Source organism: Arthrobacter sp. SPG23 (genome assembly GCF_000876655.1).
Taxonomy (GTDB): Bacteria; Actinomycetota; Actinomycetes; order Actinomycetales; family Micrococcaceae; genus Arthrobacter.
This window is the reverse complement of the sequence record NZ_JYCN01000015.1, coordinates 200,230-215,145: the sequence shown is the minus strand read 5'-3', so window position 1 is coordinate 215,145 and position 14,916 is coordinate 200,230. Positions and strand designations below refer to the sequence as shown.

The following is a 14,916-nucleotide window of genomic DNA, read 5'->3' as shown; positions in this document are numbered from 1 at the left end:
CTCCCTTTTGTTCTGCGTGCGGCTCTCGCCGCACGCAGGAGACGTACTAGGCCTTCTTCTTCTTTTCCGGCCAGGGCCCGAGCTTTTCCTTGTTACTGACGCCTTCACCGGAGCGACCGGTGTCGGTCAGGTCGCCCACCTTGTGCACCTTCAGCGAATTGGTCGAACCGGCCTTTCCGGGAGGGGAACCGGCAGCGATGACCACCAGGTCGCCGTCTTCCACCAGGTTCAGTTCCAGCAGGCTGCGGTCCACCTGGGCGGTCATTTCATCGGTGTGGTCCACCATGGGAACCAGGACCGGCTGGATGCCCCAGGTCAGTGCAAGCTGGTTCCACACGTGCTCCACCGGAGTGAACGCGAAGACCGGCCGGACCGGACGCAGGCGGGAGAGGCGGCGTGCGGAATCACCGGACTGGGTGAATGCACAGATGTACTTGGCGTCCAGCTGGTCGGCGATCTCGACGGCGGCGCGGGTGATGGCACCGCCACGGGTCTTGGGCTTGGTACCCAGCGGGGGCACGCGCTCGAGGCCGTGGACCTCGGTGGATTCGATGATCCGGGCCATGACCTTGACGGTTTCGATCGGGTACTTGCCCACGCTCGTCTCGCCGGAGAGCATAACTGCGTCGGCGCCGTCGAGCACTGCGTTGGCGCAGTCCGAAGCCTCCGCGCGGGTGGGGCGCGGGTTGTCGATCATGGACTCGAGCACCTGGGTGGCAACGATGACCGGCTTGGCCCAGCGGCGGGCCAGTTCGATGGCGCGCTTCTGGACGATCGGCACCTCTTCGAGGGGCAGCTCCACGCCGAGGTCACCACGGGCCACCATGATCGCATCGAAGGCGTCGATGATCTCGTGCAGTTGGTCAACAGCCTGCGGCTTCTCGATCTTCGCGATCACCGGCACCCGGCGTCCCTCTTCGTCCATGATCTCGTGGACGCGCTTGATGTCCGAGGCGTCACGCACGAAGGACAGGGCGACCATGTCCACGCCGCGGCGCATGGCCCAGCGCAGATCGTCCTCGTCCTTTTCGCTCAGGGCGGGGACGTTGACGGCAACACCGGGCAGGTTGATGCCCTTGTTGTTGGAGACCATGCCGCCGACAGTCACCTGGGCGACCACCTTGACGTCGTCGACCTCAAGGGCCCGCAGGGCGACCTTGCCGTCGTCGATCAGCAGCGCATCGCCGACGTTGACGTCGTCGGTCAGGCTCTTGAGCGTGGTGGAGCAGATGTCCTTGGTGCCCGGGACGTCTTCGGTGGTGATGGTGAAGATGTCACCGACGGCCAGTTCGTGCGGGCCGTCAACAAATCGGCCCAGGCGGATCTTGGGACCCTGGAGGTCAGCCATGATTGCCACGGGCTTGCCGAGCTGCTTCGAGGCCCTGCGGACGTTCTCGTACGTCACGTCGTGCACCGAGTAGTCGCCGTGGCTCATGTTCATGCGGGCAACATCCACGCCGGCTTCAACAACTGCGAGGGTGTTCTCGTAGCTGGAAATAGCCGGTCCGAACGTTGCCACGATTTTTGCGCGTCTCATATACCTACCCTATTGGTCTGTTTCTGGAATGGAGTTATACCGCAGGTGAACTTCCGTGGTCCCCCGTTTGTGACTAGAGAACGGCGATCGCCCGGTCGGTTGGGGCAACCGGGGCAGGCAGGATCGTGGTTCCCATCAGGAATTTGTCGACCGCCGCAGCGCAGGCGCGGCCTTCAGCGATGGCCCAAACGATGAGGGACTGCCCGCGGCCGGCGTCACCGGCAACGAACACACCCTCGGTGTTGGTCATGTAGTAGCCGTCACGCGCCACGTTGCCGCGGCCATCGAATTCGGCGTGGACCTGATCGGTGATGCCGGCAGGCTCCGCACCGGTGAAGCCCAGGGACAGGAACACCAGGTCTGCGGGAATGATCCGCTCGGTGCCGGCCTTGGGGAGGCGCTTGCCGTCCACGAATTCGGTCTCGGCAACCTTAACGCCCGTGAGCTTGCCGTTTTCGCCAACGAACTCCACCGTGGAGGCCAGGTACGTCCGCTCGCCGCCTTCTTCGTGCGCACTCGCCACCTCGAAAAGCGTGGGGAATGTGGGCCAGGGCTGGTTCGGGGTGCGTTCCACGGACGGCTGCTTACCGATCGCCAGCGTGGTCACCGACGCGGCGCCGTGGCGGTGCGCGGTGCCGAGGCAGTCCGCACCCGTATCGCCGCCACCCAGGATCACCACGTGCTTGCCCTTGGCGTGGATCTGGTTCTCCACCTGCTCCCCCGCCACCACACGGTTGGCGGGAACGAGGTAATCCATGGCGTAGTGGACGCCTTCGAGCTCGCGGCCCGGAATGGGCAGGTCGCGCGGCACGGTGGCACCGGTGGCAACCACCACGGCGTCGTAACGCCGGCGGAGCTGCTCCCAGGTCACGTCAGTACCGACAGCAACCCCGGTGCGGAATCGGGTGCCTTCGGCCTTCATCTGCTCAAGGCGCCGGTCAACCTGCTCCTTCTCCATCTTGAAGTCGGGAATGCCGTACCGCAGGAGCCCGCCGATCTTGTCGTCACGCTCGTACACGGCAACGGTGTGACCCACGCGCGTCAGCTGCTGGGCCACGGCCAGGCCGGCAGGGCCGGAGCCCACCACTGCCACGGTCTTGCCCGTCAGGCGGGTCGGCGGCAGCGGGTTGACCCAGCCATTGTCGAAGGCCTCATCAATGATGGACACTTCAACCTGCTTGATGGTCACCGCGGGCTGGTTGATCCCCAGCACGCAGGACGCCTCACAGGGAGCCGGGCACAGGCGGCCGGTGAACTCCGGGAAGTTGTTGGTGGCGTGCAGCCGCTCAATCGCTTCCTCGCCCTTGTCCCGCCATACGAGGTCGTTCCACTCGGGAATCAGGTTGCCCAGCGGGCAGCCCTGGTGGCAGAACGGCACGCCGCAGTCCATGCAGCGGCCGGCCTGGCTCTTCAGGACACCCTTTTCCTGGGCCTCGTACACTTCCTTCCAGTCCATGATGCGGACGGGAACGGGACGGCGCGGCTGGGTTTCACGCTGACGTACTTTCAGAAATCCGCGTGGATCAGCCACCGGTCACCTCCAGGATTCGAGACCATACTTCTTCGCCATCGGGGTCCAGGCCCTCTTCGATGGCGTCAAGGCGTGTCTGCAATACGGCCGCGTAGTCGCGCGGCAGGACTTTGGTAATGCGGGCTGCGGTGTCGTCGAAGTTTTCGAGCAGCCGCTGCGCGTGCAGCGATTCGGTTTCTTCAACGTGCTTGAGCAGCAGGCCATGGACGATGTCGCGGTCCTCGGCGTCCAGTTCACGCAGCTGCAGTTCGCCGGACTCCAGCGCCTGCTTGTTGACGCGGGTGGTCCGCAGGTCCAGCACGTAGGCCGTTCCGCCGGACATGCCGGCACCGAAGTTGCGGCCCGTCCGGCCGATGATCAGCGTCTGTCCGCCGGTCATGTACTCGCAGCCGTGGTCGCCGATGCCTTCAACAACTGCGGTGGCGCCGGAGTTGCGGACCAGGAAGCGTTCGCCCACCTGGCCGCGCAGGTACATCTCGCCGCTGGTGGCGCCGTAGCCGATCACGTTGCCGGCAATCACGTTGCTCTCGGCCTGGAACACGTTGGTGCGGTCCGGGCGGACGATGATGCGGCCGCCGGAGAGGCCCTTGCCCACGTAGTCGTTCGAGTCGCCGAACATGCGCAGGGTGATGCCGGCGGGCAGGAACGCGCCCAGCGACTGGCCCGCGGTGCCGGTCAGCGTGATGTCGATCGTGTCGGTCGCCAGGATGTCCGTACCGAACGTCTTGGTGACGACGTGGCCCAGCATGGTGCCCACGGAACGGTCCGTGTTGATGACGTCCACGGCAATCTTCACGGGGCTGCGGTCGGTCAGCGCCTCGGCGGCCATGGTGATGAGCCGCTGGTCGAAGTGCTTGTCCAGCTCGTGGTTCTGTCCGGTCAGGTTGCGCAGCGGGGCGTCGTCGTCGAACTCGAGTCCGTGCAGGATCGGATCCAGGTCCAGCCCTTCGGCCTTCCAGTGGCTGATCGCTTCACGCGTGTCCAGCATTTCGGCGTGGCCGATTGCCTCTTCGATGCTCCGGAAGCCAAGCTCCGAGAGGATCTCGCGAACCTCTTCGGCAAGGAACTCGAAGAAGTTGACCACGAACTCGGGCTTGCCGCTGAAGCGGGCGCGCAGTTCGGGGTTCTGCGTCGCAACGCCCACCGGGCAGGTGTCCAGGTGGCAGACGCGCATCATGATGCAGCCCTCAACCACCAGGGGTGCCGTGGCGAAGCCGAATTCCTCGCCGCCGAGCAGCGCGGCGATCACGACGTCGCGGCCGGTCTTGAGCTGGCCGTCCACCTGCACCACCACGCGGTCGCGCAGGCCGTTGAGCATCAGGGTCTGCTGGGTCTCTGCGAGCCCCAGCTCCCAGGGAACACCGGCGTGCTTGAGCGAGTTCAGCGGCGAGGCGCCGGTACCGCCGTCGTGACCGGAAACCAGTACGACGTCGGCCTTCGCCTTGGTGACACCGGCGGCAACCGTGCCGATTCCCACCTCGGAGACGAGCTTGACGTGCACCCGGGCCGAAGGATTGGCACGCTTCGCGTCATAAATGAGCTGGGCGAGGTCCTCGATCGAGTAGATGTCGTGGTGCGGGGGCGGGGAAATGAGTCCGACGCCGGGGGTCGAGTGACGCGTCCGGGCAACCCACGGGTACACCTTCTGCGCCATCAGCTGGCCGCCTTCGCCGGGCTTGGCACCCTGCGCCATCTTGATCTGGATGTCGTCGGCATTGCTCAGGTACAGGCTGGTGACGCCGAAGCGGCCGGAGGCGATCTGCTTGACGGCCGAGCGGCGCTCGGGGTCCAGCAGGCGGTCCACGTCTTCGCCGCCTTCACCGGTGTTGGACTTGCCGCCCAGCCGGTTCATGGCGATCGCCAGCGTCTCGTGGGCTTCCTTGGAGATGGAGCCGTAGCTCATGGCGCCGGTGGAGAACCGCTTGACGATACTGGAGACGGGCTCCACTTCCTCCAGCGGAACCACGGGACGCACGCCGGTCTTGAACCGCAGCAACCCGCGGAGGGTCATGAGGTTCTCGGACTGGTCGTCTACGCCCCGGGTATAGGACTTGAAGATGTCGTAGCGGCGTTCACGCGTGGCGTGCTGCAGCCGGAAGACCGTCTCCGGGTTGAACAGGTGCGGCTCGCCGTCGCGGCGCCACTGGTACTCGCCACCGCCGAGCAGCGGACGGTGCGGCTGCTCGATGCCGCCCTCCGGGTAGGCCATCTGGTGCCGTGCGGACACCTCAGCGGCGATGACGTCGAGTCCGACGCCGCCGAGCTGGGAGTGCGTGCCGGCGAAGAATTCGTCCACCAGTTCCTGGCCGAGGCCGAGGGCTTCGAACGTCTGCGCACCGGTGTAGGAAGCCACCGTGGAGATGCCCATCTTGGACATGATCTTCAGGACGCCCTTGCCGAGGCCCTTGATCAGGTTGTAGACGCCGTCCTGCGGGGTCACGCCAACAACGTCTCCGCTGCTGATGAGCTGTTCCACGGATTCCATGGCCAGGTACGGGTTCACGGCGGACGCGCCATAGCCGATCAGGACTGCCACGTGGTGCGTCTCGCGGACGTCCCCGGCTTCGACCACCAGGGCGGTCTTGGTGCGGTTGGCGCTGCGCAGCAGGTGATGGTGCACGGCGCTGACCAGCAGCAGCGACGGGATGGGCGCCCACTGGGCGTTCGAGTCGCGGTCCGAGAGCACCACGTACTGCACGCCGCGGTTGATGGCGCCGGAGACCTGCTCGCAGATTTCCGTCAGGCGGGCACGCAGGGCGTTTTCGCCGCCCTCGGGGCGGTACAGGCCGCGGACCTTCATGGCGACCTTGTCGCCGTTGGCGGTCTCGATGTTGGCGATCTTGGCGAGCTGGTCGTTGTTGATCACCGGGAACGGCAGCGAAACCTGCGGCTGGCGCACCTGCTTGGTGTCCAGCAGGTTGCCGTTCGGGCCGATCGCGCACATGAGCGACGTGACCAGCTCTTCGCGGATGGCGTCAAGCGGCGGGTTGGTCACCTGCGCGAAGGACTGCACGAAGTAGTCGAAGAGCAGCCGCGGGCGCTTGGACAGCACGGCAACCGGGGTGTCCGAACCCATGGCGCCGAGCGGCTCGGCACCGGTACGGGCCATCGGACCCAACAGGATCTTCAGCTCTTCGGTGGTGTAGCCGAAGGTCCGCTGGCGGATGTTCACGGACGCGGCCGTGTGCACCACGTGCTCGCGTTCCGGCAGGTCGTTCAGGTCGATCAGGTTGTCCTTGACCCACTCCGCCCACGGGTTGGCGGCAGCGACTTCGGCCTTGACCTCTTCATCGTCGATGATCCGGCCGGCCTCCGTGTCCACCAGGAACATCTTGCCCGGTGATACGCGGCCCTTTTTGACCACCTTGGAAGGTTCGACGTCGATGACACCTACCTCGGAGGCGAAAACCACCAGTCCGTCTTCAGTGATCCAGTAGCGGCCGGGGCGCAGGCCGTTGCGGTCGAGCGTTGCGCCCACCAGGCTGCCGTCGGTGAAGGAGACGGCGGCGGGGCCGTCCCATGGTTCCATCAGCAGGGAGTGGTACTCGTAGAACGCCTTGCGGGCAGGATCCATCGTGGCGTGGTTTTCCCAGGCCTCGGGGATCATCATCATGATCGAGTGCGTGATGGGGCGGCCGGAGAGCCAGAGCAGCTCGGCCACTTCGTCGAACGACGCCGAGTCGGACGCACCCGGGGTGCAGATCGGGTACAGCTCCTCCGGGGAGTCCCCCAGCAGCGGGTTGGCCAGCTGGGACTGGCGTGCACGCATCCAGTTCCGGTTGCCCTTGACGGTGTTGATTTCACCGTTGTGGGCGATGGTGCGGAACGGCTGGGCCAGCGGCCAGGACGGGAACGTGTTGGTAGAGAAGCGCGAGTGGACGATCGCGAGCTTGGTCTTGAAGCGCTTGTCCGAGAGGTCCGGGTAGAACGGCTCCAGCTGGGCGGTGGTCAGCATGCCCTTGTAGACGATGGTCCGGGAGGACAGCGACGGGAAGTACACCCCGAACTTGTTCTGGGCGCGCTTGCGGATGCGCCAGGCCCGGGAGTCGAGTTCGTTGCGCTCCAGCACTTCCCCGGTGCTGGAGGCAAAGAACGGCTGCGAGAAGTACGGCATGCAGGCACGAGCCATGGCGCCGACGAGGTCGGCCACGATCGGGACTTCACGCCAGCCGAGGACCGTGAGGCCTTCATCGGCTGCGAGCCCTTCGATGCCTGCCTTGGCGGCATCGGCTTCGCGTTGCTCCGCCGGCAGGAATGCCGTACCGGCCACGTATTGACCGGGTGCAGGAAGCTCACACTCGGTGACGGCGCGGAAGAACTCGTCCGGGATCTGCATCAGCAGTCCGGCGCCGTCGCCCGTTCCCTCGTCGGCGCCCACGGCACCGCGGTGCTCAAGGTTGCGCAGGGCGGTCAGGGCGGCGTCAACGATGTCATAGCCGGGCTCCCCGCGGAGCGTGGCAATGATGGCGAGGCCGCAGGCGTCCTTCTCCTGCTCCGGGTTGTAGAGCCCGCCGGCTTCCGGCAGCGCCGCAAACCGCTTGAACGGCGACATGGCAGCTGCAGGCTGGTTCGGTTCGGACCAACTGGGGCTGTGAAGAGTTTGGGTCATGGGAGACGTCCTTCCTCCTGATCGAGCGTATGGAAGGGACAACGTTGGCCCCACTCGCGGTGCCTGTGTGATGGGCACAACAAAGTGTTACTTACTGGAAATTGTAGGTCAGCCCGGCCTGCTGAACTAACAGTTACGCAGGCCCTGACCTGGGCTTGACCCGGCGGCAGCTCTGTGCTGACGGGAGGGGGCCCTGGTGCCACGACGCTGTGGGAACGGGCGCTGCGGGCGGTAGCCCTGCTGCCCGGTTTGCCGGCCCTGACTACTTGGTGCGGTCAGTGCCCGGCGCGGACCCGGAGTCCTGGTGATCGGAATTGCCGGCTGCCGGCAGGCCCTGGCCGGGCCTGGTGTCGACAGCTGGTTCCGTCACCGCTTCAGTTGGGGCGGAAGTGTGCCCCGGACCGCTTTGGTTATCAGGGAGATTATCACGGGACCCACTATCTGAGACACTCTTGTCCGAATGCCGGATGCTTTTGCCGTTCGCCGGAACAGCTGCCAGTTCGGAGGCTTCACGGTCCGCGGGGTCGGTGCCGCCGTCGTTCACTGCACCGTCGCCGCCCTCGTTGGCGGAGTCACCGTCCTTGCCGGCCGGAACGTGGCCCGCAAGGTACGGGGTGTCCGGCTCATCGCGCTTGCGGAGCCCGAGAACGATGAACACGATCAGCGCCGCAAGGAACACGACGATGCTGGTCCAGACGTTGAGGCGGGTGGTGATGCCGAACAAGCTGATCTGTTCCGCGTCGTCGATCCGCATGGCCTCGATCCAGACCCGGCCCAGGGTGTAGTACATGGCGTAGAGCCAGAACAGCCGGCCGCGGCGGAAGTTGAACTTCCGGTCCAGTGCCAGCAGGATCAGCACGCCAGCGATGTTCCACAGGGACTCATAGAGGAACGTCGGGTGGAAGAGGGTGTCGGCCGGCATCCCCGCCGGGAAGTTGGGGTTGTCGGCGTCGATCTGCAGGCCCCAGGGAAGGGTGGTGGGCCCGCCAAAGAGTTCCTGGTTGAAGTAGTTCCCCCAGCGGCCAAGAGCCTGGGCGAGCAGCAGCCCGGGAGCGGCGGCATCCAGGAACGCAGTCAGCTTGACGCCTGCGCGGCGGCAGCCGATCCAGGCGCCCACGGCACCCAGCAGGACGGCACCCCAGATCCCCAGTCCGCCGCGCTGGATCTGCGGGATCAGGGACAGGTCGCCCGTGCCGTCGAAGCCGGGACCGAAGTACGCGTCCGGGGACGAGAACACATGGTAGAGACGGCCGCCGACGATGCCGAACGGGATCGCCCAGATGGCGATGTCCCACAGGCTGCCCTCCGGCGTGCCCCGCTTGGTCCAGCGCACCGACGTCAGCCACAGGCCAACGACGATGCCGGCCAGGATGCACAGCGCGTACGCATGGATGCGCAGGGACCCCCACGGCAGCGGGATGTCGAACCCGGACCAGTCCGGGCTCGGAATGCTGGCGGGGAACATGGCCGCCGCGTGGAGGACAGTCTGCATTGGTTAGGCTTCTTCCCTGTTCAGGCCGGTGCTGAGGTCTTTGGTCAGGGCGGCCACGGCATCAACGCCGCCGTCACGGATGGCGGCGACGAGTGCCGTGCCAACGATCACGCCGTCTGCGTAGGCTGCGATCTCGCGGACCTGGCCGGCGTTGGACACACCGAGGCCCACGCACACCCGTTCCGCTCCCGCAGCGTGCGCGGCAGCCACAACACCTTCTGCTGCGCTGCTGACGGAGGTCCGGGCACCGGTGACGCCCATGATGGACACTGCGTAGACAAATCCGCGGCTGGCATCCACGGTTCGCTTCATGCGCTCCGGGGAGGAGGACGGCGCCACCAAAAATACCCTGTCCAGCCCGTACTTGTCAGACGCTTCCATCCATTCGGAGGCTTCATCGGGAATCAGGTCGGGGGTAATGAGCCCGGCTCCCCCGGCTTCGGCCAGTTGGCGGGAGAACTCGTCCACGCCCATCCGGACCACCGGGTTCCAGTAGGTCATCACCAGGACCGCGGCGTCGGTCTTGCTGGTGATACCGCGGACCACGTCGAAGACCTGGCGGACGTGGAAGCCCTTGGCGAGGGCCTCGGTGGTGGCGGCCTGAATGACCTGCCCGTCCATCACCGGATCCGAATACGGGATGCCGATCTCGATCAGGTCGGCGCCGTTCTCGGCCAGCGCGATGCCGGCGGCAATGGTCTCCTCCACGCTGGGGTAGCCGGCGGGCAGGTAACCGATGAGGGCAGCCCGCCCTTCAGCGCGTGCCTTATCGATGGCGGCTGCAGATTTGCTGGTGCTGGTGATGTCCTGAACGCCGGTCACAGCTGTTCCCCCTCTTTGCCGATCTCGGCCTCGACAGAATCCTTGTCCAGCAGGTCGAACCACTCAGCAGCCGTGGCCACGTCCTTGTCGCCGCGGCCGGAGAGGTTCACGATGACGATCTTGCTGTCTGCGGGTTTGCCTTCTGCGGCAGCTTCGGCTGCGAGCCGCTGGCCCACCTTCATGGCACCGGCCAGGGCGTGGGCTGATTCGATTGCAGGGATGATGCCTTCGGTCCGGCACAGGACCCGGAAGGCGTCCATGGCTTCGGCGTCCGTGATGGGTTCGTAGCTGACCCTGCCGATGTCCGAAAGGTAGGCGTGTTCCGGGCCGACGCCGGGGTAATCCAGGCCTGCAGAGATGGAGTGAGACTCGATGGTCTGGCCGTCGTCGTCCTGCATCAGGTAGGAGCGCGCACCGTGGAGCACACCCGGCTTGCCCAGGCTGATGGTGGCGGCGTGGCGGCCGGTTTCCACGCCGTCACCGCCGGCCTCGAAGCCGTAGATCCGCACCGACGGGTCGTCCAGGAAACCGTGGAAGATGCCGATCGCGTTAGAGCCGCCGCCGATGCAGGCGCAGACAGCGTCCGGCAGCCGGCCGGCCTGTTCCAGGATCTGGGCCCGGGCTTCTTCGCCGATGACCTCGTGGAAATACCGCACCATCGCGGGGAAGGGGTGGGCTCCGGCGGCCGTGCCAAGCAGGTAGTGGGTGTGGTCAACGTTCGCCACCCAGTCACGGAGCGCCTCGTTGATGGCGTCCTTGAGGGTCTGGGATCCGCTGGTCACCGGGATGACTGTGGCGCCCAGAAGCTCCATGCGGGCCACGTTCAGCGCCTGGCGCCGGCAGTCCTCGGCGCCCATGTACACCACGCACTCGAGGCCCAGCAGAGCCGCGGCCGTTGCGCTGGCCACGCCGTGCTGTCCGGCTCCGGTCTCGGCGATCACACGGGTCTTGCCCATGCGCTTGGCCAGCAGGGCCTGGCCCAGGACGTTGTTGATCTTGTGCGAACCGGTGTGGTTGAGGTCCTCGCGCTTGAGGAAGATACGCACTCCCCCGGCGTGCTCCGCGAAGCGCTTGGCCTCGGTCAGCAGGGACGGCCGGCCTGAGTAGTTCTTGTTCAGGTCCTTGATCTGGGCGACGAATTCCGGGTCGGCCTTGGCCTTCTCGAAAGTGTCTTCCAGCTCATCCAGGGCAGCGATAAGGGATTCGGGCATCCAGCGCCCGCCGTAGGAGCCGAAATACGGGCCCGGCGCGTGGCGCAGGGACCGGTCTCCTTGCAGAAATGCGTCCGCGGTGCCCTCATCAGAGCCGGTTGTTGGCGCGTCGACCATCGGTCTCACCATCCTGTTCCACTGTTCATAAGAAAAATCGGGTGGCGCACGGCGTCAGCAGGCTGATGCCGGTGCGCCCGGGTCGTCAGACCCGTGCTGCGATGGCTTCTGCCCCGGCAGCGGTAAATTCGGCAATCCGCTCACGCGGGGTTGCGTCGCTCACGAGTGCTTCGCCCACCAGGACGGCGTTGGCGCCGCTCGCGGCGTAATGCCTGACGTCGTCCGCGCCGCGGACCCCGGACTCGGCAACGATGACCGCTTCCGAAGGGATGCCGCCGGCGAGGGAAGCGAAGACGGAACGGTCGACGTCGAGCGTCTTGAGGTTCCGGACATTGACGCCGATGATCCGGGCATCAGCCGCAACAGCGCGCTCGATCTCTTCTGCCGTGTGCGTCTCCACCAGCGCGTTCATGCCCAGTTCGCGGGTGAGCTGGCTGAAGTCGCGCAGTTCCGCGTCGGTCAGCGAGGCGACGATCAGCAGGACCAGGTCGGCACCGTGCGCACGTGCTTCCCAGATCTGGTATTCGTCGACCGTGAAGTCCTTGCGCAGCAGCGGCACGTCCACGGCTTTGCGGACGGCGTCGAAATCGGCGAGGGAGCCGCTGAACCGGCGCTGTTCGGTGAGCACGCTGATCACGGACGCACCGCCGTCGGCGTACTGCACAGCGAGCTCGGCCGGATCGGCGATGCTCGCCAGATCACCCTTGGAGGGGCTGCGCCGCTTGATTTCGGCAATGACCTTCAGCTGGTTCCGCGGCGAGGAATCGCCGCCGAGGGCTGCCCACGCATCGCGGGCGGGCGTAGCCGCTTCGACGCGGTCCTTCAGTTCAGCGAGGGACACCAGGCGCCGGCGGGCCTCCATGTCCTCCCGTGCACCGGCATTGATGTCATCGAGAACAGTCACTGCTAGTGGCCGGAGTTCTTCAGCTTGCTGCCGTCCACGCCGTAGCCGGCCTTCCGCATGATCCAGCCGAGCAGCAGGCCGATGACCATAACAGCAGCGCCGGCAATGAAGATGGGGGTGCTGGCGATGACAAAAGCGATGGACGCAATGAGTGCGCCGACCAGCATAACGATCACGCACGTCCAGGCTGCCGGGCTGTTGCCGTGGCCGAGGTCTGCACTGTGGTCGACACCGGTGTTGACGGTCTGCGCAGCAGCGGATTTGGATGCGGAAACAGTGGCTTTGCTCATGGAAATCTCCTCAGGATGAATACTGCTTACATTCTGCCATTTTTTGACGGCACCTTGGACATCGGCCGGGGACAGCGGCGGTCCCGTCTTACGTGGGGTCGTCGCCCCGGGACAGCCTGTCCCAGCTGTCGATCTCGTCCGCGGGGGCCTCGGACGCACCCGGCGTGCCGGCCGCTGCGGCGTCATATTTGGTCCGGGTCTTCCAGTGCCGTCCCGCCGGAATGATCAGCAGGGCGCCCAGGCCCAGCAGGACGCCGGCGGCGACGGCGAGTGCCGGGAACGCTGAAACGCTCACCTGGACGCTGCTCCCGGTGATGCCGGTGGCAGCGGCGATGGACCCCTGGGCTGCTGCGAGGGGGTCCGCCATGACCGTCACGGCCGCGGCAACGATGCCCACCGACGCCAGGACGATGATCGCGGTGATGATCCAGCGCGCAATCCGTCCCGCGATTGATGCGGCCAGGCCGCCGGCCAGCGCCACGAGTGCCAGCGCGGTGACGGTGGTTGCCGCTTTACTGCCCTGGACCTGGAGGCCGTCCTGGCTGTTGACGGCCTGGCCCAGCTGGGCCGGATCCAGGTGGACGGTCAGCCACGTCTGGGTTGTGGTGCCGAAGGCCGCCAGGGCCATCGCGGCGATGACCAGCACCAGCGTGGACTTCCGCGCCCACACCGGAGCGCCCGTCCTTTTGCTTGCCGGCTGGCTTGCCTTGTCTGCCATGACGCCCATCAGCGGCCTGCTGTGGCGGGGCCGGCGGCGTCTCCCGGCTCCGGAACGGAGTCGGCCGTGATGTTGTGCAGGGACCCGGCCGTATGGACGGCGCGCAGCGGCGCGGCAGCCTTGTTGACGGTTTCGAGGGCTTCCGTCGGGTTGACCGAGTCCGCGACGATTCCGCCGCCCGCCTGGACGTAGGCCCGGCCTTCGCGGAGCAGCGCGGAACGGATGGCGATTGCCATGTCCATGTCGCCGGCAAAGTCCAGGTAGCCCACCACGCCGCCGTAGATGCCGCGGCGGTGCGGTTCAAGCTCATCGAGGAGCCGAAGCGCGCGGGGCTTCGGGGCGCCGGAGAGCGTCCCGGCCGGGAACGTTGCCTTCAGCACGTCATAGGCCTTGGCGGTCGGTGCCAGCTTGCCCACCACTGTGGACACCAGGTGCATGATGTGGCTGAAGCGCTCCACTTCCATGAACTGCGTGACATCCACGGTGCCGGCAATGCACACCTTGGAGAGGTCGTTGCGGGACAGGTCCACCAGCATGAGGTGCTCGGCGCGTTCCTTCTGGTCGGCCAGGAGCTCCTCGGCAAAGGCCTTGTCCGCCTCCACGGTTTTGCCCCGGGGACGTGATCCGGCGATGGGGTGGGTGATGACTTCCTCGCCCGTGACCGTCACCAGGGCCTCCGGCGAAGAGCCCACGATCGAGTACTGCCGGCCGGCGGCGTCTTCGAGGCTGAAGATGTACATGTACGGGCTGGGGTTGGTGTTCCGCAGCACCCGGTACACGTCCAGCGGATCGGCGCCGCACTCCATTTCGAAGCGGCGGGAGATGACCACCTGGAACACTTCGCCGTCGACGATCGCTTCCTTGCCGCGGTCCAGGGCAGCCAGGTAGTCGGGCTCGTTCCAGCGTTCCTGGACGCTGGAGGCAAAGTCCAGTGCGGCCGGCTCCAGCACCGAAATGGGCTGCTCCACGGGTGTGCTGACCTTTGCCAGGAGCGCCTTGACCCTGGCCACGGCGTCGTGCCAGGCCTCGTCCACACGTTCTGAGCTGTTGTCGAAGTTGATGGCGTTGGCGATCAGCAGGACGGTGCCGTCCATGTTGTCGTGCACTGCCATGTCGGTGACCAGGTTCAGGGCCAGTTCCGGGAGTTCCAGGTCGTCCTCGGGCGGGCTGGTAAGTTTCTCCCAGTGCCGCACGGTTTCCCAGCCGAGGAACCCGACCAGGCCCGAGGTGAAGGGCGGCAGGCCGTCGAAGCGGTCGGTGCGCAGGGCCTCCACGGTGTCCCGGATGGCGTCCACCGGGTTGCCGTCCACCGGCACGCCGGCGGGCGGCTCGCCCAGCCAGTGCGCCTGGCCGTCCTTGGTGGTCAGGGTGGCGCGTGACTTGGCGCCGATGAAGGAGTAGCGGGACCACGAACCGCCCACCGCTGCGGATTCCATCAGGAAAGTGCCGGGCTGGCCGTTCGCCAGCTTGCGGTAGAGCCCGATGGGCGTCTCGGCGTCGGCCAGTACCTTCAGCCGGACGGGGATGACACGGCTATGGGTGGCGAGCTCCCGGAATTCCTCGAGGCCCGGGCTGATGATTCCAAGGTCCTGCATGGCTATGGTTTTCCGCCTGTTCTTGAGTGGTGCCTGAATCGTGGGGGGTAGGTGTCCGGCGCCTGCGCCGCACCTTGCCTGGACGGTGCT

Annotated in this window: 10 protein-coding genes; all 10 read right to left on the bottom strand. The window is 66.3% G+C overall.

What is annotated here, in order from left to right; genetic code table 11:
• Positions 1-46 precede the first annotated feature (46 nt).
• The 10 genes from pyk to TV39_RS08670 all read right to left on the bottom strand — a co-directional run bounded on the left by pyk (position 47) and on the right by TV39_RS08670 (position 14,826).
• On the bottom strand, positions 47-1,537 hold the full coding sequence (gene pyk / locus TV39_RS08715; RefSeq protein WP_043480648.1) for a pyruvate kinase: 1,491 nt from the start codon (positions 1,535-1,537) through the stop codon (positions 47-49).
• Positions 1,538-1,610: 73 nt separating this feature from the next.
• The gene (locus TV39_RS08710) at positions 1,611-3,068 is read right to left on the bottom strand and encodes a glutamate synthase subunit beta (protein WP_043480647.1); all 1,458 of its coding nucleotides are present in this window, start codon (positions 3,066-3,068) and stop codon (positions 1,611-1,613) included.
• A complete protein-coding gene (gene gltB / locus TV39_RS08705; RefSeq protein WP_043480646.1) occupies positions 3,061-7,677 on the bottom strand; it encodes a glutamate synthase large subunit in 4,617 nt (1,538 codons plus the stop codon). The genes TV39_RS08710 and gltB overlap by 8 nt, the downstream gene beginning before the upstream one ends.
• Before the next feature lie 262 nt (positions 7,678-7,939).
• The gene (gene lgt / locus TV39_RS08700; RefSeq protein ID WP_043480644.1) at positions 7,940-9,169 is read right to left on the bottom strand and encodes a prolipoprotein diacylglyceryl transferase; all 1,230 of its coding nucleotides are present in this window, start codon (positions 9,167-9,169) and stop codon (positions 7,940-7,942) included.
• A 3-nt stretch (positions 9,170-9,172) separates the two neighbouring features.
• Positions 9,173-9,991: a tryptophan synthase subunit alpha gene (trpA, locus tag TV39_RS08695; protein ID WP_043480643.1), complete on the bottom strand. Its 819-nt coding sequence runs from the start codon at positions 9,989-9,991 to the stop codon at positions 9,173-9,175.
• Positions 9,988-11,319, bottom strand: coding sequence for a tryptophan synthase subunit beta (trpB, locus tag TV39_RS08690; protein ID WP_043480642.1), 1,332 nt, complete (start codon positions 11,317-11,319; stop codon positions 9,988-9,990). The genes trpA and trpB overlap by 4 nt, the downstream gene beginning before the upstream one ends.
• Before the next feature lie 85 nt (positions 11,320-11,404).
• Positions 11,405-12,223, bottom strand: coding sequence for an indole-3-glycerol phosphate synthase TrpC (gene trpC / locus TV39_RS08685; RefSeq protein ID WP_082049576.1), 819 nt, complete (start codon positions 12,221-12,223; stop codon positions 11,405-11,407).
• Positions 12,224-12,225: 2 nt separating this feature from the next.
• Positions 12,226-12,513, bottom strand: a complete 288-nt coding sequence (locus TV39_RS08680; protein WP_043480641.1) for an HGxxPAAW family protein — start codon at positions 12,511-12,513, stop codon at positions 12,226-12,228.
• A gap of 88 nt (positions 12,514-12,601) precedes the next feature.
• Entirely contained in the window at positions 12,602-13,240 is a 639-nt protein-coding gene (locus tag TV39_RS08675; RefSeq protein ID WP_043480640.1) for a Trp biosynthesis-associated membrane protein, read from the bottom strand.
• Entirely contained in the window at positions 13,240-14,826 is a 1,587-nt protein-coding gene (locus TV39_RS08670; RefSeq protein WP_043480639.1) for an anthranilate synthase component I, read from the bottom strand. Before TV39_RS08670 ends, TV39_RS08675 begins: the two co-directional genes overlap by 1 nt.
• Between the last annotated feature and the right edge of the window lie 90 nt (positions 14,827-14,916).